Source organism: Kitasatospora sp. NPDC030952 (assembly GCF_055571335.1).
In genome coordinates this window covers 99411-119977 of record NZ_JBVIFM010000014.1, presented here as the reverse complement: position 1 = coordinate 119977, position 20567 = coordinate 99411, and the positions used below count along the sequence as shown (strand labels likewise).

Below are 20567 nucleotides of genomic sequence, written 5' to 3'. Positions count from 1 at the left end.
GCACGGCACGGCCCGCACAACCACGCACCTCAGACCCCCTGCCGCCGCTGAACCCGCGTCAAATAGCAGATAATCCCGTCATGACGTTGAGCACCCGCCGCCAGGCCAAACGGGCCGCCCGCCGCGAAGCCCGCCGCGCCCTCCCCCTCTGGCGCCGGCTCCTGCCCACCTGGCGGATCACCCTCGGCACCCTCACCGCACTGCTGCTGCTCGCCGTCGGCGCCTTCGCCGTGCTCTACGTCATCGTCCCGGTGCCCGACCCCAACGCCCGCGCCGTCGCCCAGAACAACATCTACCTCTACGCCGACGGCACCACCGAGATCGCCCGCACCGGAGCCGTCAACCGCACCGACGTCACCATCGACCAGATCCCGCTGCAGACCCAGCAGGCCGTCGTCTCCGCCGAGGACCGCACCTTCTACCAGAACCGCGGCATCGACCTGAAGGGCATGCTCCGGGCCGGCTGGAACACCCTGCTCGGCAAGGGCATGCAGGGCGGCTCCACCATCACCCAGCAGTACGTCAAGAACTACTACCTGACCCAGGACCAGACCTTCGAACGCAAGGGCCGGGAACTCTTCATCGCCCTCAAGGTCGACCAGCAGCGCGACAAGAAGGACATCCTCGCCGGATACCTCAACAGCAGCTACTTCGGCCGCGGCGCCTACGGCATCCAGAGCGCCGCCCACGCCTACTACGGCGTCGACGTCTCCCAACTCACCCTCGGCCAGGGCGCCTACCTCGCCTCCCTGCTCCAGGCCCCCAGCCTCTACGACGTCAAGACCGCCACCCCCGCCAACCGCGAGAAGGCCGTCGCCCGCTGGAACTACGCCCTCGACGGCATGGTCCAGCTCGGCTTCCTCACCACCGCCGACCGCACCGCCACCACCTTCCCCGACCCCATCGACCCCCAGCCCGCCACCGGCCTCGCCGGCCAGGCCGGCTACCTCGTCGGCGTCGCCGACGACTACCTCATCTCCTCCGGCACCATCGACGCCGCCACCCTCAAGGCCGGCGGCTGGCGGATCACCACCACCTTCGACAAGCCCAAGCAGGACGCCTTCGTCAAGGCCGTCCAGGACGAACTCACCGGCGAACTCGACCCCAAGGCCCGCCCCACCACCGACACCGACGTCCGGGTCGCCGGCGCCTCCGTCGAACCCGCCACCGGCCGGGTCGTCGCCGTCTACGGCGGCCCCGACTACGCCAAGCAGCCCTACAACGACGCCCTGCGCCAGGACAACCAGATCGGCTCCACCTTCAAACCGGTCGACCTCGCCGCCGGCCTGATCGCCCAGCACACCGTCGACGGCCGGCCGATCACCACCGAGACCCGCTACGACGGCACCAGCGAACGCCCCGTCACCGGCGGCCCCACCCCGTACGCGCCGCCCAACGAGGACGACGTCGACTACGGCAACATCACCCTGCGCCACGCCATGGTGAAGTCCGTCAACTCCGTCTACGCCCAGGAGGGCGTCGACGCCGGACTCGCCCGCGTCCGGGACACCGCCATCAAGCTCGGCATCCCCGACAGCGTCCGCGGCATGGACCCGGCCAACACCTCGATGACCCTCGGCACCGCCACCCCCAGCGCCCTCGACCTGGCCGGCGCCTACGCCACCCTCGCCAACCACGGCCAGGCCCACACCCCGTGGTCCGTCCAGAAGCTCGAACGGGTCGCCCCCGGCGGTGCCGTCGACGTCCCCAAGATGCCCGACCACAAGGCCACCGACGCCATCGGCCGCACCGTCGCCGACTCCGTCACCGACGTCCTGCGCGACGTCGTCAGCCCGCGCGGCACCGGCGCCGCCGCCCTCGACCTCGGCCGCCCCGCCGCCGGCAAGACCGGCACCACCGACGCCAACCTCTCCGCCTGGTTCGCCGGCTACACCCCCGAACTCACCACCACCGTCGGCCTGTTCCGGGAGAACCCGAAGAGCCACGCCAAGGAGCCGCTGTCCGGCACGGCCGGCCTCACCCGGATCAACGGCGGCGCCTTCCCCACCAAGATCTGGACCGCCTACATGACCGCCGCCCTGAACGGCACCCCCACCCAGCAGTTCGACCTGCAGGCCGGCCACGGCAACCCGGGCACCGACAACTGGCCCACCACCACCGGCTCCACCAGCCCGAGCGCGAGCACCACCCCCAGTACCGCCACCACCGGCGCCCCCGCGACCACCGCCCCCAGCCACGCGCCCAGCGCGCCCCCCGCCACCGAGCAGCCCGGCCCCGGCGCCCCCAGCCCGCAGGACCCCCAGCCCACCCCCAGCCAGGACCAGCCCACCGCGAGCACCCGGCCCACCCAGACCCGGCCCGCCCGGCCCAGCAACCCGCCCACCGCCACCACCGGGCCCAGCAACCCGGCGACGGCGCCCGCCCAGTGACCCAGCCCTGACCCCTCGCCGAAACCCACGCCCACCCGGACCCACCCGGACCTACCCGGACGCCAACTCCCGCTCCAGCGGCGTCCGGAACCGCGGCGTCACCCGCACCGCCCCCAGCCAACCCGCCAGCCGCACCGCCTCCGCCGCCACCGCCCGCTCCGCCTCCGCCCCGACCTCCCGGAACAACCGCCACACCACCGCGCCGTCCGCCCGCTGCGCCCAGCCGCCGACCACCTCACCGCACCACCACACCGTCGGCCCGGCATTGCCCGCCCGGTCGAACAGCGCCGGCACGTCCTCCGGCCGCAGGTACCAGTCCCGCCCGCGCCAGCCCATCACCGCCGGGTCCAGCGCCGGCAGCAGCGCCGCCCACGGCTCCGGCTCCGCCACCGGCCCCTCGTCCCCCGGCAGCACCAGCGCGGCCGCACCGTCCGCCAGCGCCACGTCCCGCACGCCCAGGTCCGCCAGCGCCCGGCGGACCTCCCCCAGCGTCCAGCCCGTCCACCACTTCACGTCCTCGACCGTGGCCGGACCGTACGCCGCCAGCCAGCGCCGCACCACCTCCGCCTTCGCCTCCCGCACCGGCACGTCCGGCCACTGCGGCACCAGCGCCCACGGATAGCTGCTGCTCAGCCACGACCCGCGCGGCCGGCACCGGCGCACGTGCCCGTCCGAGGCCAGCAGCCGCAGCAGCCGGCTGCCCACGCTCTGCCTCGCCTCGTACGCCTTGCCCGCCGACATCAGCATCGTCTCGCGCAACTGCGGTACGTCGTCGCCGAGTTCCTTGGTCGTCGCCTCGCCGCGCACGGCCAGCGCGGCCAGCACCTCGCGCTCCGCCCCCGCCAGCCGGGCCTCGTCCCAGCCCTCGGCGTGGTCGCGCAGGTGCTTCAGCAGCGTCGCCCGCTCCTTCGCCGCGATCGCCCGCGCGGCCGCCGAACTCACGTACGGGGCGAGGCCCTCCGTCACCGCGAAGATCGTCCGCCGCATCGACAGCAGCTTCACCAGCGAGACGTCCTCGTACAGCGCCCGGTCCACCTCCGCCGCCGAGGGCTCCGCCAGCCGCGCACAGGCCGACAGGTAGACCGTCGCCGCGTCCGTCGCGTGCAGCCCGACCACCGCGTCGGCCACGTCCTCCACGCGCGCCGCCCGCACCGAGGGCGCCAGCAACTGCCGACGCCCCAACCGGGCCCGCCGCTCACCATCACCGATCACCGGGACACTCATGCCCGGACCCTAGCCGCCCCCACCGACAGAACCGGCCGACTGCTCCGCCGTCAGCCCGGCGAACTCGGCGAGCAGCGGAGCCGACCGCCCGCCGCCCGTGCCTTCTTCACCCTGCGCTACTTCGCCGCCCTCGACGCCGTCCGGGCCGGCCTGGTCCGCACCCCGCTCTGGTCCGCCCTCCCCGAGGCCGAGCGCGAACAGCTGTTCGCCGGGGTCGCCGCCGGCCTCCCCCTCGGCCGGATCGGCGAGCCCGAGGAGATCGCCGAGTCCTACGTCCACCTGATGGGGCAGCACTTCGCCACCGGCACGGTGATCACCGTCGACGGCGGCACCCTGCTGGCCTGACCCCGGCCGACGGCCAGGCCCCGCCGGGGGACCGCAGCCGCGCCGAGCTCACAGGTAGAGGCCGGTCGACCCCTCGGTGTCCCCGAAGCGGCTCGCCGCCACCGCGTGCAGGTCGCGCTCGCGCAGCAGCACATAGGTGGCCCCGCGCACCTCCACCTCCAGCTTGTCCTCCGGGTCGTAGAGGACGCGGTCACCGGGCTCGACCGAGCGCACGCTCTGGCCCACCGCCACCGCCTCCGCCCAGGTGCAGCGCTTGGACAGCTCCGCGGTCGCCGGGATCACGATGCCGCCGGTCGAGCGGCGCTCGCCCTCGGCGCCCTCGATGCGCACCAGCACCCGGTCGTGCAGCATCCGGATCGGCAGCTTCTCGCCCAACCGGTCGTGGCGCACCGGGTCGTGCCCGTGGTCGGCATGGGTCGGGTTGTCGTTCGTACTCACGGTCCCGAAGGTACCGCCCCCGGGCGCGGCGTGTGACGCTGGCCCGGAATGCGGAAGGGCCGGGCCGCCCGACGGCGTCCCGGCCCTCCGGCACCACGGTCAGTCCTTGCGGCGCTTGCGGGAGGAGGCGAGCAGCACCACCAGGCCGAGGCCGACCACCGCGGCCGGGACGATCCGCTCCTTGCGCGGCTGCCCCTTCTCGTCCACGAACTGCGCCTTGACCTGCTCCAGCAGGCCGTTCGCGGCCACGTACGCCCGGGCCGTCTTCTCCTCGACGGTGGCCATCGCCTTGGCCTTGACCTGCGCGGAGATGGTGCTCGGGTGGATCCGTACGGCCAGCTCGTCCAGGTTCGCCGCCAGCCGGTCGCGGGTGCGCTCGATGTCCGCCTCGATCTGCGCAGCCGTCCGCGCCGGCTTGTCCTGCGTGCTCGCCTCGCCCACTCGGGCCACCCCATTCACTTGCCGATGTAGTCCTGTCGTCCTGTGCGACCAACCCAGTTTGTCAGCTGCCGAGCAGGGACGCGCGGCCCCACCCACCAACGGAGGTAAGTTTGCCGTGGTACGACCGCCCGTCCCAGCCCCAGGAGAGTACGACCGTGACTGAGCGCCTCCAGCCCGGCGACACCGCGCCCGCCTTCAGCCTGTCCGACGCCGACGGCAACCAGGTCTCCCTCGCCGACCACCTGGGCCGCAAGGTCATCGTCTACTTCTACCCGGCCGCCCTCACCCCCGGCTGCACCAAGCAGGCCTGCGACTTCACCGACAACCTGGAGGTCTTCGCGGGCGCCGGCTACGACGTCATCGGCATCTCGCCGGACCAGCCGGAGAAGCTCGGCAAGTTCCGCGAGAAGGAGGACCTCAAGGTCACCCTGCTCTCCGACCCGGACCACGCGGTCCTGGAGGCGTACGCCGCCTACGGCGAGAAGCAGAACTACGGCCGCACCTACCTCGGCGTGATCCGCTCCACGATCGTCGTGGACGAGCAGGGCAAGGTCGAGCGCGCGCTGTACAACGTCAAGGCCACCGGGCACGTCGCCAAGCTGCTGCGCGACCTCAAGGTCGAGGCCTAAGAGGCACGGAGCGGTGGCGACACACCCCCCGACCGGGTGTGCCGCCACCGCCGTTCCTCACCTCGGGTGACCGCCGCCGTCGGCGTCAGCAGGCCCCGAGGTCGCTCCAGACACCCCAGGCGCCACCGGCCGTGGGGTCGTCGCCCTTGGTCCACCACTTGTTCTGGTAGTAGTGGCCCTTCCAGGACACCTTCGTCGGCGACGCGTAGGTGGTGCCCGCGTCCCAGCCCGGGGCGGCCGTGCAGGCGCCGGAGGTCGGGGTCGCGGTCGGGGTCGGGGTGGGCGTGCCGGTCGGAGTCGCGGTGGCCGTCGGGGTCGGCGTCGGCGTGGCCGTCTGGGTCGGTGTGGGCGTGGGTGTGGGTGTGGGTGTGGGTGTGGGTGTGCCACCGTCCACCGCGCCCCGAGTCAGGTCGCCCTTGATCCCGTACAGCGTCCCGCCCACGTTGACCGTCCAGTTCGACGGCGTGGACACCGGCAGGTAGTAGACGAAGTCCATGTCGACCGAGGCACCCGGCGCCAGCGACTGCCAGCCCGGCAGCTTGACCGACACCCGGTTGTACGTGCCCTTCAGCCCGCCGACGTTGCCCGGCCCAGGGTTGTCCTGGCGGATCACCTGCAGCCCGAAACCGGACTGGTCCTTGGCGTTGCCCGGCGCCGAGTTGGAGTAGTCGAACTGGAACTCGGTGCCGCCCGGCAGGGTCAGCGTCGAGTTGTTGACGATGTGCAGCTTCGGGTTGATCGGGTAGTTGGAGTCGCCCAGCGCGAAGTTGGTGAACGACACGTCGACCGGCAGGGTCTGCTGCGGCAGCGGCACCGTCGAGCGGACCGCCCCGTACGCGCTCGCCGCCTTGAACTTGTCGTACATCAGCGAGGTGAGCGTCGAACCGGGGACGTACTCGCCCTTGCCGCCGTTGGCGGTGGCGTCCCACCGGTAGTCGCCCGCCAACTCCCAGATCATCGCGCCGCCGGCGCCCTGGTCGACGATGTAGTCCGCCTTGGCGCCCACCGACTGCTCGTCCTCGGTGGACAGGAACACCTTCTTGGAGTCGTTCCACAGCCACGGCGCGACCAGGCTGGAGCTGTAGTTGCGGGTGTAGCTGCCCTGCAGCGCGGTGTCGGTCACGCCGTACTTGGCCAGGTAGTCGGGCAGGATGCCCTTCTCCAGGTTCTTGGCGTGCCACATCGGGTTCGACCCGGCCGGGGACTCCTTGCCCGCGTCGTCCTTGTCGTTCCAGATGTTGTCGATGCCGACCGCGCCGTCACCGCAGGCCGTCAGCCCCGAACCGGCCGGGCAGCTGGTCGCCGAGGCGGTGCCCCAGAGGCCGTTGGTGCCGCCCTGCACGTTCTTGAAACCGCGGGTGTAGTACGGCAGGCCGACGTTGATCCGGCCGGCCGGCATCGCGCCGCGGAAGTAGTGGTACGACCAGTCGGCGTTCAGGTAGCCGATGCCGCCGTACTGCGCGGTGCCGTACACGTTGGCCGCCGCCAACTCGCCGTCCTTGCCGTCGTCGTAGAGCGAGGCGTTCGGACCGACGTACTTGTTCCAGGCGCCGTGCAGGTCGTACGACATGATGTTGACGTAGTCCAGGTACTGCGCCACCTGGAAGGTCTCCATGCCGCGCAGCAGGTACCCGGAGGACGGCGCCGCCACCGACAGCAGGTAGTGCCGGCCGTCGGCCGCGCCCGCCTTGTCCAGGTTCTCCCGCAGGGTCTTCATCAGCGCCGCGTAACCCTTGGCCAGCGAACCGCGCTTGGCGTTGGCGAGCTGCCAGTCCAGCGGGTTGCCGGCGTCCTTCATCGAGGTGGGGTACTCGTAGTCGATGTCGACGCCGTTGAAGCCGTACTTGCGGATGAAGTCGACGGACGAGGCGGCGAAGGTGTCGATGCCGGCCTGGTTGACGCTGCCGTCCGGGTTGACCGTCATCGAGTAGAAGCCGCCGGAGTTCACCCGCTTGCCGTCGTCCCCGAAGTAGCCGCCGGTCTCGGTCCAACCACCCACCGAGATCAGGGTCTTGACGTTCGGGTACTGCTTCTTGAACTTCGTCAGCAGGTTGAAGTGGCCCTTGTACGGCAGCGTCGGGTCCAGCTGGGCGGCCGGCACCCCCGGGAAGTCGATCCCGGTGGCCTCGTTGGTCGGGCCGTCCGCACCGACGGACAGCTTGTTGTCGCCGCCGACGTGCCCGAAGGCGTAGTTGAGGTGGGTGACCTTGTCCCAGGGGATGTCGCTCACCAGGTAGGGCTGGTCGCCGTTCTTGCCGGTGCGCCAGCCGGTGAAGTACCCGATGATGCGGCGCTGGTGGTCCGCGCCCATCTTCTCGCGCCCGCCGGTGTCGTAGACCGAGCAGTACGGCACGTCCACCCCGGGCGTCCGGTACAGCCCGTCCGGACGACAGGCCGAGTTGTCGACGGCCGACGACGCCTCCGAGGGCGCCGCACCCAGCGTCGCCATCACCAGCCCGGCCAACGCGGCCGCCGCCAACGAGGCGGCACCCGCCCGGGCGGCGGAGCTCTTACGGATCAACACTCGGTCCTCCAGGAGAGAGTGTCGGCGCGTGCCCGTGGGGGAGCACGCACGTGGGGGATTCCAATTGGCGCCGAAGCTATGTGGTCTGAACCACATAGGTCAATAGGTCTGTACCAATTGGTCATCACTCGGCAAACCCGCGACCACCCGTGACCAAACCGCCGCCCGCTCGTTCTCACCGCGGGAGGAAGGGGCACGACAACTGCCCTAAGGAGACCGCCATGCCGGTCAAGTACACCCGCGAACTGCTGGCGAGCGCCGCTGCCACAGCCGACTCGCTCGACGAAACGCTGACCGCACTCGGCCGGGAGCCGAACCGTGACCGGCGCAAGTACCTGCGCCGCAAGCTCACCGAATACGGGATCGACACCTCGCACTTCCGCTCAGCCGGAACCGTCTACACCCGCGAACTCCTTCAGGAGGCCGTGGCGGCGTCCCACAGCGTGGCCGGGGTCGTGCGATACCTCCACCAGCGTCAGGCCGGCGGAACGCAGGCCCACATCGGGCGCCGCATCAAGGCGCTCGGCATCGACACGTCGCACTTCACCGGACAGGCCCACGCCCGAGGCAAATGGCTTCCCACTCGCATCCCGGCCGCACAGCTCCTCATCCAGCGCCCTACGGAAGCCAAGCGCCTCCCGGGCTCGCGGATCCGCAGCGCGCTGGCCGAACTCGGCCGACCCGAGCTGTGCGAGGAGTGCGGCACGGGCCCCGAGTGGCGCGGACGGCCGATGACCCTGGAGGTCGACCACATCAACGGCGACTGGTCGGACAACCAGCCGGACAACCTCAGGTTGCTCTGTCCGAACTGCCACGCCATCACCCCGACCTACTGCAGGCAGAAGAAGAGCGGCCCCACCGCTCGGCAACAAGCGAAACGAAGGTGCCAGCCGTTCGGCGCGCCCAGTAACATGATGGCCAGCAGGACAGGCGGCCGTGGCGCAGAGGCGACGCAGACGGTTTAGGTCCGTTGGCCCGTGAGGGCTTGAGGGTTCGAATCCCTTCGGCCGCACTGGTTCTACCTTCAAATCGAAGGCCGCGACCGGACATATTTCGGTCGCGGCCTTCGCCCTTCTCAGCCGATGAGCTCCTTGACCACCGGCACCAGCCCCCGGAACGCCTGGCCCCGGTGGCTGATGGCGTTCTTCTCCTCCGCCGTCAGCTCCGCGCACGTCCGGGTCTCGCCGAGCGGCTGGAGGATCGGGTCGTAGCCGAAGCCGCCGTCGCCCGCCGGGGCGGTCCGCAGGGTGCCGAGGAGGCGGCCCTCGACGACGCGCTCGGTGCCGTCCGGCAGGGCGAGGGCGGCGGCGCAGAAGAAGTGGGCGCCGCGGTGCGGTTCGGCGATGTCGGAGAGCTGGGCGAGCAGCAGGTTGAGGTTGGCGAGGTCGTCGCCGTGCTTGCCGGCCCAGCGGGCGGAGAAGATGCCGGGGGCGCCGTTGAGGACGTCCACGCAGAGGCCGGAGTCGTCGGCGACGGCGGGCAGGCCGGTGGCGCGGGCCAGGGCGTGGGCCTTGAGGAGGGCGTTCTCGGCGAAGGTGACGCCGGTCTCGGGGACGTCCGGGATCTCAGGGTAGGCGTCGGCGCCGACGAGTTCGACGTCGAGGCCGGCGTCGGTGAGGATGGCGCGCAGTTCGGCGACCTTGTGCCGGTTGCGGGTGGCGAGGATCAGACGGGTGGACATATCACCCACCCTATCCAGAGGCCGGAGGCCACAACCGGCTAGCCGGTGCAGACCGAGGTGAGGTTGCCGGCCGCGTCGCCGAGCGGCTTGAGGTCGGGGGCCTGCTTGCGGTCGACGGCCTGCTGGACCTTGTCTCCCTGCTTCTGGAGGTCGGTCACGGCCTTGGCGACGTCGGTGTTCTTGGCGTTCTTGCCGACCTGGTCGAGGTCGCCCTTGAGCTTCTGCAGTGCCTTGCCGGCGGCCACCGAGTCGTTGCTGGAGTCGTCGTAGGCCTTGGTGAGGTCGGCGAGGTCGCCGGTGATCTTCACGGCGGTGTTGCCGCAGTCGACGGCCTTCTGGGCGGCGGAGCAACTCACCATGCTGAGCGGGAGGATCGCGATCAGTGCGGCCGCGGCGAGGGCGGCGGGGCGGGCGATGCTCGAGGCCATCCGGTCCTCCTGGGGGCGCGGGTTCCGCTTGGGGGGACGCGCGCCGCCGGGGGCGCGGTTCCCGCAGCGGGGTGCTGCGGGAACCGTACGGGCTGGGGGCCGGGCGTGTACAGCGGGCCGCCCGGATGTCCGGGGAGGGGTCAGCCCTCCAGCACCTTGCGCTGGATCTCGTCGAGTTCGGCGCAGCCGAGGGTGCCGAGGTCGAGCAGCCGGTTGAGCAGGTCGCGGTCGAAGGGGGCGCCCTCGGCGGTGCCCTGGACCTCGACGAAGCGGCCGTCGGAGGTGCAGACGATGTTCATGTCGGTCTCGGCGCGGACGTCCTCCTCGTACTGGAGGTCGAGCATCGGGACGCCGTCGATGATGCCGACGCTGACGGCGCTGACGCCGCCGGTGATCGGCTGGCCCTTGGCGCGCAGCAGTTTGCGGTCGCGGGCCCAGGAGACGGCGTCGACGAGGGCGACGTAGGCGCCGGTGATGGCGGCGGTGCGGGTGCCGCCGTCGGCCTGGAGGACGTCGCAGTCGAGGACGATGGTGTTCTCGGCGAGGGCGCGGTGGTCGATGACGGCGCGCAGCGAGCGGCCGATGAGCCGGCTGATCTCGTGGGTGCGTCCGCCGATGCGGCCCTTGACGGACTCTCGGTCGCCGCGGGTGTTGGTGGCGCGCGGGAGCATGGAGTATTCGGCGGTGACCCAGCCTTCGCCGCTGCCCTTGCGCCAGCGGGGGACGCCTTCGGTGACGCTGGCGGTGCACAGCACCTTGGTGTCGCCGTAGGAGACGAGGACGGAGCCTTCGGCGTGCTTGCTCCAGCCCCGTTCGATGGTGATGGGGCGGAGCTGGTCGGGGGTGCGGCCGTCGATACGTGACATAGCCACTGAGCGTAGCCGCTCGGGTGGGTGGCTTCCGGATGTGCCTCGGCCCGCCGTCCCCCTGAGCGGGTCGGCGGGCCGTGGGTGTTCGAGCCCGGGTGGCTCAGCTCACATCATGTCCTCGATGTCGGCGGCGATCGGGTCGGCGTCGGTGCCGATGACGACCTGGATCGCGGTGCCCATCTTGACGACGCCGTGGGCGCCGGCGGCCTTGAGGGCGGCCTCGTCGACCAGGGCGGCGTCCTTGACCTCGGTGCGCAGGCGGGTGATGCAGCCCTCGACCTCTTCGATGTTGTCGATGCCGCCCAGACCGGCGACGATCTTCTCAGCCTTGCTGGCCATCTGGTTCTCTCCCTCTGTCTCGGCCCTTCGGCGGCTCTGCCGGGTGCCGTCGTGCGCTGTGCTGGGTGGGTCCTCGACCGTCGGGTGGTGAGGTCCGTGCCGGTGGCTGACGCGGGTTCAGCTGTGGTTGCGCTGCCGGGCAGCGCGACCAGCATGACCCGAGCCGGTCCGGTCTGCCACGTTAGTCCACTTTTGGCCCATTCCGACGCGCAGGCTCCCGACCGCCACCCGAGGATGACGATCAGCGGGGGCTCGCGTCCCGGCGTCCGGCCTGCGTCCCGAAAAGTGGTCTACACCAATATATGTGTACTCCGATGAACGCAGGAAGGACCCCGGGTGTTCCTGTACCCCGCCCGAGGGTCCCGCAGGGGCTCGCCGGTCGGCAACTGCTCTCGGAGGGCGAAGGATGAGTTCGGCAGGCGCCACGGCCCCGCAGACCACGTGGTGGCACACCTTCTACGGCGGCCTCCAGAAGATGGGCCGCTCGCTGCAGCTGCCGGTCGCGGTGCTCCCCGCGGCGGGCATCCTCAATCGGCTCGGCCAGCCGGACGTCTTCGGCAAGGACGGCCTGGGCTGGAACAACGTCGCCAAGGTCTTCGCGGCGGCCGGCGGCGCACTGCTCGACTCCTCGCTCGGCCTGCCGCTGCTGTTCTGCATCGGTGTGGCGATCGGCATGGCGAAGAAGGCGGACGGCTCGACGGCGCTGGCGGCGGTGGTCGGCTTCCTCGTCTACTACAAGGTGCTGCACGCCTTCCCGGAGCACTGCAAGGCGGGCACCGTGCAGGTCCCGGACGCCTGGACCGCCCAGTGCGTGGACTACTCCTCGGCGAAGGTCGCGGCGGCGACGTACCAGAACCCGGGGGTGCTGGGCGGCATCCTGATCGGCCTGATGTCGGCCTGGCTCTGGGTGCGGTTCCACCGCGTCAGGCTGGTCGACTGGCTGGGCTTCTTCAACGGCCGCCGCCTGGTGCCGATGATCACCGCCGTGGTCGGCCTGGCCACGGCCTGCGTCGCGCTGTGGGTGTGGCCGCCGATCGGCCGCGGCCTGAACGACTTCTCGCAGAACCTGGCCGATCTGGGCGCGGGCGGCGCGGGCATCTTCGGCCTGTTCAACCGCGCACTGCTGCTGATCGGTATGCACCAGTTGCTGAACACCTTCGTCTGGTTCCAGTTCGGCGAGTTCACGAAGCCGGACGGCAGCATCGTGCACGGCGACATCCCGCGTTTCCTCGCGGGCGACCCGACGGCCGGCCAGTTCCAGTCCGGATTCTTCCCGATCATGATGTTCGCGCTGCCCGCCGCGGCGCTCGCGATCGCCCACTCGGCCAAGCCGCACCGCCGCAAGGAGATCTACGGCCTGATGCTCTCGGTCGGCCTGACCTCCTTCGTCACCGGTGTCACCGAGCCGATCGAGTACTCCTTCGCCTACATCGCCCCGGCCCTGTACGGCGTGCACGCGCTGCTGACCGGCGCCTCGATGGCCGTCACCTGGGGGCTGGGGGTGCACGACGGCTTCAGCTTCTCGGCCGGCCTGATCGACTACGTGATCAACTGGGGGCTCGCCACCAAGCCGTGGCTGATCATCGTCATCGGGCTCTGCTTCGCCGTGGTGTACTACGCGCTCTTCCGGTTCATCATCGTCAAATTCGACCTGAAAACGCCGGGCCGGGAGGACGAGGCCGAAGTGGAGGACGTCAGCAAAGCCTGATTCACCCACCGCCCGGAAAACCACCCTTGAGACCGCCCGGAACACCGCCCACAAAAGGCCCTCGGACCCACCGGTCCGCGGGCCTTCGGCATTTCCGGAAAGGACGCAATTCCCTACCCGGGAGTCACCGAAAAGGTCATTCGGTCGTGATCCGGCCGGACGACCGGCGCTCGGAACGGGCCCCGACCGCGGGTGGGGACCGTCCCGCCGGGCACGTCCGCGACCCTCCGGTCACTCTCAGCAGCCGCCGCAGACGCCCGGGAGCGGCCGGATCGTCCGGGCCCGACCCGGTCGGCACCCCCGGCACCGACCTCGACCCGGGCGCCCCAAGGGCTCCGCGCTTTTTGTTGCGCAAATAGCCAAAATCCCAATCGCGACTGAAATCATGATCGTCGTTCCGCATCCAGGTTTCGATTTCATAGCGCTTCCCGGCGGCAGCGCTATCCGGGGTTCCCCGACTTCTCCACCCGTGCTACAAAACTGGTCTACACCACGTGTGGTGTAGACCAGTTCGCGGTTGGCCCCCTGTGCCTTCCCCCGACCGACCGCCATGCCGTTAGGAACCCACCCCCATGAGTCAGTCTGCGCAGGCACCGGCGCCCGCCAAGGCTCCGACGCCGATCAAGAAGTTCGGCAACAGCGTCCTTCCCGGACTCCAGAAGGTCGGCCGCAGCCTCCAGCTGCCCATCGCCGTGCTTCCGGCGGCCGGTCTGCTGGCGCGTCTGGGCCAGCCCGACGTCCATGAGAAGTGGCACTTCCCCGCGAAGCTCGTCGAGGTCTTCGGCGCCGCGGGTACCGCCATCACCGGCGCGCTGCCGCTGCTGTTCTGCGTCGGCATCGCGATCGGCTACGCCAAGAAGGCGGACGGTTCCACGGCGCTGGCAGCGCTGGTCGGCTACCTCGTGTTCAAGAACGTGCTGACCGCCTTCCCGGCGGACGGCACCGTCACCGCCGCCCTCCCCGCGGGCAAGCCGCAGGACCCGGGCGTCCTCGGCGGCATCGTGGTCGGTCTGCTCGCGGCCATCCTGTGGCAGCGGTTCCACCGCACCAAGCTGGTCGACTGGCTGGGCTTCTTCAACGGCCGCCGCCTGGTGCCGATCATCATGGCCTTCGTCGGCACCGGCCTGGGCGTCCTGTTCGGCCTCGGCTGGCAGCCGGTCGGCGACGCGATCTCGCACGTCAACAACAGCCTGGTGGGCGCGGGCGCGGTCGGCGCCGGCATCTTCGGCCTGATCAACCGCGCGCTGATCCCGATCGGCATGCACCAGTTCGTCAACACCTACGCCTGGTTCCAGACCGGTGACTTCACCAAGCCGGACGGCACCATCGTGCACGGTGACATCAACCGCTTCCTGGCGGGCGACCCGACGGCCGGTCAGTTCCAGGCCGGCTTCTTCCCGATCATGATGTTCGCGCTGCCGGCCGCCGCCCTCGCGATCGCCCACTGCGCCCGCCCCGAGCGCCGCAAGGCCGTCATGGGCATGATGATCTCGATCGCGTTGACCAGCTTCGTCACCGGCGTGACCGAGCCGATCGAGTTCACCTTCCTCTTCATCGCCCCGGTCCTGTACGCGATCCACGCGGTGCTGACCGCCGTCTCGATGGCCGTCACCTGGGGCCTCGGCGTCCACCACGGCTTCAGCTTCTCGGCCGGCCTGATCGACTACACGATCAACTTCAGCCTGGCCAAGAACCCGCTGCTGATCATCCCGATCGGCCTGGTCTTCGCGGCGATCTACTACTTCACGTTCCGCTTCGCGATCACCAAGTTCAACCTCAAGACCCCCGGTCGCGAGGACGACAGCGAGATCGAGGACGTGACCAAGGCCTGAGGCCCCGTCCGTCCCGTCGTCGAAGGCCCCGCCCGGCCGCTGCTCCCCCAGCGGCCGGGCGGGGCCTTCGGCGTGCCCGGCCCACGACGACGACGGTTGACGAACCGCCGGAACCCCTGGTCAACTGAAGTCGTGTACCCCTCGTGCCCGCTGGTGACCCGCAGCCACATCGACTTCGGTCGCGTGTGGTCCGCGGCGTGTCGCGGCTGAGCCGACCCCTCCCCCCGCCGCCGCCCGGCTGAGTCCCCGCCCGGCGCCGGCCGCCCTCTCCCCGCCCGTCGCGGGCCTCCGCCTGCCCACGGGCCGTCACCGCGCACCCGCGTGCGACCGCGCACCGCCGTACCCGTACGGCGCCGGCCGTCCGCGTCCGTCCGCACGAGGAAAGCCAGGCTCGCCATGCCCCGCCCGTTGCACCTCTCCGCCGCCATCGACACCGCCATAGACGCCGCCACCGGCCTCGCCGCCGACAGTTCCGACAGTTCCGACCGCCTCGACGCCGCCCACTACGCCGGCCTCGCCCGCCTCGCCGAGCGGGCCGGCCTGGACTTCGTCACCCTCGACGACTCCTTCGCCGCCGAGCCGCGCCGCCCCGACGCGCTCGCCACCCTCGCCCGGATCGCCCCACTGACCGAGCGGATCGGGCTGGTGCCCACCGTCACCACCACCCACACCGAGCCCTTCCACACCTCGATCTCGCTCAACACCCTGGACTGGGTGAGCGAGGGCCGGGCCGGCTGGCTGGTCGGCGTCTCCGGGACCGAGGCCGAGGCCCGGGCGTTCGGCCGCCGCCCGGTCGCCCCCGAGGACGAGCTGTGGGCCGAGGCCGCCGACGCCGCCGAGGTGGCCGCCCGGCTCTGGGACAGCTGGGAGGACGACGCGGAGATCCGCTCCACCGCCACCGGCCGGTTCATCGACCGCGACAAGCTGCACTACGTCGACTTCGCGGGCCGGCACTTCTCGGTCCGCGGCCCGTCCATCACCCCGCGCCCGCCGCAGGGCCGCCCGGTGGTCGTGGTGCCGGTGGCCGCCGCCGACCTCGCCCGGGACGCCTCCCCCGGCGGACGGGCCCGGGTCGCCACCGCGATCCGGTACGCCGACGTCGTCCTGCTGGACGCCCCCGACCGGGCCACCCGGCTGACCGCCGCCACCGAACTGCGGCTGCGCTCCGGCGAGCAGCTGCGCATCCTGGCCCGGCTCGCCACCGACCTGCCCGACCGCGCCGCCGAACAGCGGCTGCTCGCCGAACTCACCGCCATCGGCAGCGGCGTGGACGGCTTCCACCTCGTGCCCGCCGTCCCCGAGCGCGACCTCGCCGCCCTCGCCGAGCGGATCGCCCCGGCCCTGCGCGCCACCGGGCTGCTGCGCACCGGCTACCGCGGCCGGACCCTGCGCGACCACCTCGGCCTGGCCCGCCCGGCCGGCCGCTACGCCGCCGTGCCCGTCCCCACCGCCGACGCCCCCACCACTGACTCCCCCGCCGCCGACGCCCCCACCACTGACTTCCCCGCCACCGACTCCCCCGCCCTCGCCGAGGTGACCCGATGACGGACCGTCCGCTCAAGCAGATCCACCTCGCCGCCCACTTCCCCGGCGTCAACAACACCACGGTGTGGAGCGACCCGGCCTCCGGCAGCCACATCGAGTTCGCGTCCTTCCGCCACCTCGCGCAGACCGCCGAGCGCGGGAAGTTCGACTTCTTCTTCCTCGCCGAGGGCCTGCGGCTGCGCGAGACCAAGGGCCGCATCCACGACCTGGACGTGGTCGGCCGCCCCGAGTCGATCACCGTGCTGAGCGCCCTGGCCGCCGTCACCGAACGGATCGGCCTGGCCGCCACGGTGAACGCCACCTTCAACGAGCCGTACGAACTCGCCCGCCGCTTCGCCTCCCTGGACCACCTGTCCGACGGCCGGGCGGCCTGGAACGTGGTCACCTCCTCGGACGCCTTCACCGGCGAGAACTTCCGCCGCGGCGGCTACCTGGCGCACGCCGACCGCTACACCCGGGCCGCCGAATTCGTCGAACTGGCACGGAAGTTCTGGGACTCCGGGGACGACCCGGTGGAGCACTCCGGCCCGCAGTTCACCGTCCGGGGGCGGCTCTCCCTGCCCCGCCCGCCGCAGGGCCACCCGGTGGTCATCCAGGCCGGCGACTCCGATGAGGGCCGCGAGTTCGCCGCGGCCGCCGCCGACGTCATCTTCAGTCGGCACTCCACGCTCGCCGACGGCCGGGCCTTCCACGCCGACGTCAAGCGCCGACTGGCCGCCCACGGCCGCAAACCGGACGAGCTGAAGATCATGCCGGCCGCCACCTTCGCCCTCGGCGACACCGACGCCGACGCCCAGGAGCGCGCCGCCGAGGTCCGCCGGGCCCAGGTCGGACCGCACACCGCGATCCACTTCCTGGAGCAGGTCTGGGGCATCGACCTGTCCGACCACGACCCGGACGGTCCGCTGCCCACCGTCGATCCCGACCCGGACGGCGCGCTGGTCCAGGGGCGGGTCCGGTTCGGCGACCCGCTGGCCGTCGCCGAACGGTGGCGGGCGGTGGCCGCCGAGAAGAACCTGACCAGCCGCGAACTGGTCATCGAGGTGACCGGCCGGCAGTCCTTCATCGGCTCCCCCGCCACCGTCGCCGGGCAGATCGACCACTTCGTGCAGAGCGACGCCGCCGACGGCTTCGTCCTCGTCCCCCACCTCACCCCGGGCGGCCTGGACGAGTTCGTCGACCGGGTCGTCCCCCTGCTCCAGGAACGCGGCGTCTTCCGCACCGACTACAGCGGCCCCACCCTGCGCGACCACCTCGGACTGCCGGTCCCCGGCCGGCGCTGAGCCGACGGGGCGTCAGGAGCGGCTCAGAGCTCGTAAACGGCGCCGGCGCGGGCCAGTTCGACCGGGCCGGGGTAGGCGGCGGCGGCGTCACGGCGGTTGCGCTCGGCGTCGGTCCACGGCGGGATGTGGGTGAGGACGAGCCGGCGGGCGCCGGCGGCGGCCGCGTGCTCGCCGGCCTCCCGTCCGTTGAGGTGGACGGCCTGGTAGGTGTCGCGGCCGTCCAGGTACGCGGCCTCGCAGAGGAACAGGTCGGCTTCGCGGGCGAGTTCGACCAGTTCGGGGCTCTCACCGGTGTCGCCGGAGTAGACCAGCGAGCGGCCGTCGTGTTCCAGCCGGAAGGCGAAGGCGTCGACCGGGTGGTTGACCTGCGCGACGGAGACCCGGAACGGTCCGAGCCGGAAGCTGCCCGGGGTGAGCGTGCGGAACTCGAACACCTCCTTCATTCCGGGGTTCTCCGGCATGTCGTACGCGCGGGCCAGCCGCTCGGCGGTGCCGGCCGGGCCGTACACCGGCAGCAGCTCGGGGCAGCCCTCGGCGCGGTAGTTGCGGGCGACCCAGTAGGCGCACAGGTCGACGCAGTGGTCCGCGTGCAGGTGGCTGAGCAGGACGGCGTCGACCTCGTACAGGCTGGTGTACTTCTGCAGCGCGCCGAGCGCGCCGTTGCCGAGGTCCAGCACCACGCGGTAGCCGTCGGCCTCGACCAGGTAGCTGGAGCACGGCGAGTCGGCGGACGGGAAGCTCCCCGAGCACCCCACCACGGTCAGTTTCATCCGAGCCCCTCCGCCCCGACACGTCCTGGCTGCTGTTGGAAAACGGCATCGAAAACAGCATGGAAACAGCATGGAAAACCGCAGGCCGGGCCGGTGGACCGGCCGGTGGTACTGCGTTGGTGTGTTGAGGGTAAGGGCGAACCGGCACTTTGCCCCCGTCCCCGTGCCGGGCTGTGGCTGGAATCACCCAGACCGCCGGGGCGGGGGCAGCGCCGTGGGATCAGCGGTGCCGGGGCCGGTTGCGGGCCCAGGTCCGGATGGTCCCGGGGTACCAGCGGGGGTGTCCGCTGCCGTCGATCACGTCCGGTTCCGGCAGCAGCCCGTGCCGCCGGTAGTTGCGCACGGTCTCGGGCTGGACGTTGATGTGCCGGGCGATCTCGGCGTACGACCAGAGTTCGTTCCCGCTCACGAAAGCACCTCCGGGGGGACGGGGGCGGACGTTCGTGAGGCAGCCTTTACGGGCGGCACCGGGGCGCAGGCCGCAGAACGGGCGTCGTGGCGGATCCGTGACGAACCGGGAGCAACATACGGACAAATGCTCAACTGTCACAGCCGCCACGGTGGTGGCGTTCACCCCCGGGCCGGTACGGTTCGCCGCATGACTGGCATCTGGGTTGTCCTCCTGGTGGCGGCCGTCGCCGTGCTGGCCGCCGTCGCGGGCGCGCTGCTGCGGCGCACCCGTCCGGCGCCGCGCCCGACGAGCCCGACCGGCCCCACCGGGCCGCGGCCGCGCCCGAGCACCAAGGCCGGCCCGGAGCCGCAGGAGATCTGGTGGGCCGAGGTGCCGTTCGAGGACGGTCCGGGCTCCAAGGACCGCCCCTGCCTGGTGCTGCGGGTGCACGGCCGGACGGCCACCGTCGCGAAGATCACCAGCAAGCACCACGCCGAGCGCCCGGGCGTGCTGCCGCTGCCGCCCGGTTCGGTGGGCGACCGGCAGGGCCGGGCCAGCTGGCTGGAGACCGACGAGTTGCGCGAGGTGCCGCTGTCGGCCTTCCGCCGCCGGACCGGCACCGTGGACCGGCAGGTCTGGGCCCGGACCCAGCGTGCGGTGCAGGGCAGCTAGGCCCAGAGCTGGCCCTGCAGGGCCTCGACCGCCGCCTCGGTGGACTCGGCGGTGTAGATGCCGGTGGAGAGGTACTTCCAGCCGCCGTCCGCGACCACGAAGACGATGTCCGCGCGTTCCCCGGCGGCCGCCGCCTTGCGGCCGACCCCGATCGCGGCGTGCAGGATGGCGCCGGTGGACACGCCCGCGAAGACGCCCTCCTGCTGGAGGAGTTCGCGGGTGCGGCGGACGGCGTCCGCGGAGCCGACCGAGAAGCGGGTGGTGAGCACCTCGGCGTCGTAGAGCTCGGGCACGAAGCCCTCGTCGAGGTTGCGCAGCCCGTACACCAGGTCGTCGTAGCGCGGCTCGGCGGCGACGATCCGCACGCCGGGGACCTTCTCGCGCAGGTAGCGGCCGACGCCCATCAGGGTGCCGGTGGTGCCGAGGCCGGCCACGAAGTGGGTGACGGTCGGGAGGTCGGCGAGGATCTCGGGGCCGGTGGTGGTGTAGTGGGCGCCCGCGTTGTCGGGGTTGCCGTACTGGTAGAGCATGACCCAGTCCGGGTGCTCGGCGGCGATCTCCTTGGCCATCCGGACGGCGGTGTTGGAGCCGCCGGCCGCCGGGGAGGAGATGATCTCGGCGCCCCACATCCGGAGCAGTTCGCGCCGTTCCTCGCTGGTGTTCTCGGGCATCACGCAGACCATCCGGTAGCCCTTGAGCTTGGCGGCCATGGCGAGCGAGATGCCGGTGTTGCCGCTGGTGGGCTCCAGGATGGTGCAGCCGGGGGTGAGCCGGCCGTCGGCCTCGGCGCGCTCGATCATGTGCAGCGCCGGGCGGTCCTTGATGGAGCCGGTCGGGTTGCGGTCCTCCAGCTTCGCCCAGAGGGTCACCAGGCCGCCGTCGTTGCCCGGTACGGCGGCGGACAGCCGGGGCAGGCGGACCAGCGGGGTGTTGCCGACGGCTTCGAGCGGACTGTCGTATCGCAAGGGAGGCCTCCGGCCACGGCGGTGAGGGTGAAGAGGGCGGCTCCCGCGCCCCCGCCGCCTGACAGCAGGGGCGGGGGAGCCGGGAGCCCAGGG

The 20567-nt window shown here is 71.6% G+C and carries 19 protein-coding genes, 1 tRNA gene and 1 pseudogene; 10 read left to right on the top strand and 11 right to left on the bottom strand.

The window, feature by feature from the left end; all coding sequences use genetic code 11:
• Positions 1–80 precede the first annotated feature (80 nt).
• A complete protein-coding gene (locus ACZ47G_RS23965) occupies positions 81–2390 on the top strand; it encodes a transglycosylase domain-containing protein (protein WP_465745759.1) in 2310 nt (769 codons plus the stop codon).
• Between the two features lie 51 nt (positions 2391–2441).
• On the opposite strand, the gene ACZ47G_RS23960 is transcribed toward ACZ47G_RS23965, so the two are convergent.
• Positions 2442–3527 carry a winged helix DNA-binding domain-containing protein gene (locus ACZ47G_RS23960; RefSeq protein ID WP_465745757.1) on the bottom strand — a complete coding sequence of 362 codons (1086 nt, stop codon included), beginning with the start codon at positions 3525–3527 and terminating at the stop codon, positions 2442–2444.
• On the opposite strand from ACZ47G_RS23960, the gene ACZ47G_RS23955 reads away from it, so the two are divergent.
• A complete protein-coding gene (locus ACZ47G_RS23955) occupies positions 3492–3959 on the top strand; it encodes an SDR family oxidoreductase (RefSeq protein ID WP_465745755.1) in 468 nt (155 codons plus the stop codon). The two genes, ACZ47G_RS23960 and ACZ47G_RS23955, sit on opposite strands and share 36 nt — an antisense overlap.
• A 48-nt stretch (positions 3960–4007) precedes the next feature.
• Here the strand turns inward: ACZ47G_RS23955 and ACZ47G_RS23950 are convergent, their stop codons facing one another.
• Both ACZ47G_RS23950 and ACZ47G_RS23945 read right to left on the bottom strand, forming a co-directional pair.
• The gene (locus ACZ47G_RS23950; RefSeq protein ID WP_380458706.1) at positions 4008–4310 is read right to left on the bottom strand and encodes a GroES family chaperonin; all 303 of its coding nucleotides are present in this window, start codon (positions 4308–4310) and stop codon (positions 4008–4010) included.
• A gap of 186 nt (positions 4311–4496) precedes the next feature.
• Positions 4497–4838, bottom strand: a complete 342-nt coding sequence (locus ACZ47G_RS23945) for a DUF3618 domain-containing protein (RefSeq protein ID WP_380458685.1) — start codon at positions 4836–4838, stop codon at positions 4497–4499.
• 155 nt (positions 4839–4993) lie between these two features.
• On the opposite strand from ACZ47G_RS23945, the gene bcp reads away from it, so the two are divergent.
• Complete coding sequence (bcp, locus tag ACZ47G_RS23940; protein WP_465745753.1) at positions 4994–5467, top strand: thioredoxin-dependent thiol peroxidase; 474 nt, start codon at positions 4994–4996, stop codon at positions 5465–5467.
• Positions 5468–5552: 85 nt separating this feature from the next.
• Here the strand turns inward: bcp and ACZ47G_RS23935 are convergent, their stop codons facing one another.
• Positions 5553–7916: a chitinase C-terminal domain-containing protein gene (locus ACZ47G_RS23935; protein ID WP_465745939.1), complete on the bottom strand. Its 2364-nt coding sequence runs from the start codon at positions 7914–7916 to the stop codon at positions 5553–5555.
• Between the two features lie 296 nt (positions 7917–8212).
• Here ACZ47G_RS23935 and ACZ47G_RS23930 point away from each other — a divergent pair, with 296 nt between their 5' ends.
• On the top strand, positions 8213–8956 hold the full coding sequence (locus tag ACZ47G_RS23930) for an HNH endonuclease signature motif containing protein (protein WP_465745751.1): 744 nt from the start codon (positions 8213–8215) through the stop codon (positions 8954–8956).
• Positions 8922–9003: transfer RNA gene (locus ACZ47G_RS23925), tRNA-Leu, on the top strand. The genes ACZ47G_RS23930 and ACZ47G_RS23925 overlap by 35 nt, the downstream gene beginning before the upstream one ends.
• A 63-nt stretch (positions 9004–9066) precedes the next feature.
• On the opposite strand, the gene rdgB is transcribed toward ACZ47G_RS23925, so the two are convergent.
• From rdgB to ACZ47G_RS23905, 4 genes and pseudogenes are all read right to left on the bottom strand, one after another.
• Positions 9067–9672, bottom strand: coding sequence for an RdgB/HAM1 family non-canonical purine NTP pyrophosphatase (rdgB, locus tag ACZ47G_RS23920; protein WP_465745749.1), 606 nt, complete (start codon positions 9670–9672; stop codon positions 9067–9069).
• Positions 9673–9710: 38 nt separating this feature from the next.
• Entirely contained in the window at positions 9711–10100 is a 390-nt protein-coding gene (locus tag ACZ47G_RS23915; protein WP_465745747.1) for a hypothetical protein, read from the bottom strand.
• A 140-nt stretch (positions 10101–10240) separates the two neighbouring features.
• Positions 10241–10966 (bottom strand): ribonuclease PH, encoded by a 726-nt coding sequence (rph, locus tag ACZ47G_RS23910; RefSeq protein ID WP_380458696.1) that lies wholly within the window; start codon positions 10964–10966, stop codon positions 10241–10243.
• Positions 10967–11074: 108 nt separating this feature from the next.
• Positions 11075–11338 (bottom strand): annotated as a pseudogene (locus ACZ47G_RS23905) (PTS sugar transporter subunit IIB); the annotation flags it as partial.
• Positions 11339–11714: 376 nt separating this feature from the next.
• Between ACZ47G_RS23905 and ACZ47G_RS23900 the strand changes: the two are divergent.
• The 4 genes from ACZ47G_RS23900 to ACZ47G_RS23885 all read left to right on the top strand — a co-directional run bounded on the left by ACZ47G_RS23900 (position 11715) and on the right by ACZ47G_RS23885 (position 17676).
• Positions 11715–13016, top strand: a complete 1302-nt coding sequence (locus ACZ47G_RS23900; RefSeq protein ID WP_465745744.1) for a PTS transporter subunit EIIC — start codon at positions 11715–11717, stop codon at positions 13014–13016.
• A 572-nt stretch (positions 13017–13588) separates the two neighbouring features.
• Positions 13589–14848 carry a PTS transporter subunit EIIC gene (locus ACZ47G_RS23895; RefSeq protein ID WP_465745742.1) on the top strand — a complete coding sequence of 420 codons (1260 nt, stop codon included), beginning with the start codon at positions 13589–13591 and terminating at the stop codon, positions 14846–14848.
• A 396-nt stretch (positions 14849–15244) separates the two neighbouring features.
• On the top strand, positions 15245–16393 hold the full coding sequence (locus ACZ47G_RS23890) for an LLM class flavin-dependent oxidoreductase (protein WP_465745740.1): 1149 nt from the start codon (positions 15245–15247) through the stop codon (positions 16391–16393).
• On the top strand, positions 16390–17676 hold the full coding sequence (locus ACZ47G_RS23885; RefSeq protein ID WP_465745738.1) for an NtaA/DmoA family FMN-dependent monooxygenase: 1287 nt from the start codon (positions 16390–16392) through the stop codon (positions 17674–17676). Before ACZ47G_RS23890 ends, ACZ47G_RS23885 begins: the two co-directional genes overlap by 4 nt.
• A gap of 23 nt (positions 17677–17699) precedes the next feature.
• Here ACZ47G_RS23885 and ACZ47G_RS23880 read toward each other — a convergent pair whose 3' ends face one another.
• Positions 17700–18446 (bottom strand): MBL fold metallo-hydrolase, encoded by a 747-nt coding sequence (locus ACZ47G_RS23880; RefSeq protein WP_465745736.1) that lies wholly within the window; start codon positions 18444–18446, stop codon positions 17700–17702.
• Between the two features lie 220 nt (positions 18447–18666).
• Positions 18667–18855: a MerR family transcriptional regulator gene (locus ACZ47G_RS23875; RefSeq protein ID WP_380463708.1), complete on the bottom strand. Its 189-nt coding sequence runs from the start codon at positions 18853–18855 to the stop codon at positions 18667–18669.
• Between the two features lie 189 nt (positions 18856–19044).
• Here ACZ47G_RS23875 and ACZ47G_RS23870 point away from each other — a divergent pair, with 189 nt between their 5' ends.
• Positions 19045–19509, top strand: a complete 465-nt coding sequence (locus ACZ47G_RS23870; protein WP_465745734.1) for a type II toxin-antitoxin system PemK/MazF family toxin — start codon at positions 19045–19047, stop codon at positions 19507–19509.
• Here the strand turns inward: ACZ47G_RS23870 and ACZ47G_RS23865 are convergent.
• Positions 19506–20474 (bottom strand): PLP-dependent cysteine synthase family protein, encoded by a 969-nt coding sequence (locus ACZ47G_RS23865; RefSeq protein WP_465745732.1) that lies wholly within the window; start codon positions 20472–20474, stop codon positions 19506–19508. The two genes, ACZ47G_RS23870 and ACZ47G_RS23865, sit on opposite strands and share 4 nt — an antisense overlap.
• Positions 20475–20567 lie beyond the last annotated feature (93 nt).

Excerpts from the sequence above, each read along its gene's own strand:
- ACZ47G_RS23965 (WP_465745759.1), top strand. The coding sequence starts at position 81 with ATGACGTTGAGCACCCGCCGCCAGGCCAAACGGGCCGCCCGCCGCGAA.
- ACZ47G_RS23950 (WP_380458706.1), bottom strand. The coding sequence starts at position 4,310 with ATGCTGCACGACCGGGTGCTGGTGCGCATCGAGGGCGCCGAGGGCGAG.
- ACZ47G_RS23935 (WP_465745939.1), bottom strand. The coding sequence starts at position 7,916 with ATGGCGACGCTGGGTGCGGCGCCCTCGGAGGCGTCGTCGGCCGTCGAC.
- ACZ47G_RS23930 (WP_465745751.1), top strand. The coding sequence starts at position 8,213 with ATGCCGGTCAAGTACACCCGCGAACTGCTGGCGAGCGCCGCTGCCACA.
- rdgB (WP_465745749.1), bottom strand. The coding sequence starts at position 9,672 with ATGTCCACCCGTCTGATCCTCGCCACCCGCAACCGGCACAAGGTCGCC.
- ACZ47G_RS23915 (WP_465745747.1), bottom strand. The coding sequence starts at position 10,100 with ATGGCCTCGAGCATCGCCCGCCCCGCCGCCCTCGCCGCGGCCGCACTG.
- rph (WP_380458696.1), bottom strand. The coding sequence starts at position 10,966 with ATGTCACGTATCGACGGCCGCACCCCCGACCAGCTCCGCCCCATCACC.
- ACZ47G_RS23900 (WP_465745744.1), top strand. The coding sequence starts at position 11,715 with ATGAGTTCGGCAGGCGCCACGGCCCCGCAGACCACGTGGTGGCACACC.
- ACZ47G_RS23895 (WP_465745742.1), top strand. The coding sequence starts at position 13,589 with ATGAGTCAGTCTGCGCAGGCACCGGCGCCCGCCAAGGCTCCGACGCCG.
- ACZ47G_RS23890 (WP_465745740.1), top strand. The coding sequence starts at position 15,245 with ATGCCCCGCCCGTTGCACCTCTCCGCCGCCATCGACACCGCCATAGAC.
- ACZ47G_RS23885 (WP_465745738.1), top strand. The coding sequence starts at position 16,390 with ATGACGGACCGTCCGCTCAAGCAGATCCACCTCGCCGCCCACTTCCCC.
- ACZ47G_RS23880 (WP_465745736.1), bottom strand. The coding sequence starts at position 18,446 with ATGAAACTGACCGTGGTGGGGTGCTCGGGGAGCTTCCCGTCCGCCGAC.
- ACZ47G_RS23870 (WP_465745734.1), top strand. The coding sequence starts at position 19,045 with ATGACTGGCATCTGGGTTGTCCTCCTGGTGGCGGCCGTCGCCGTGCTG.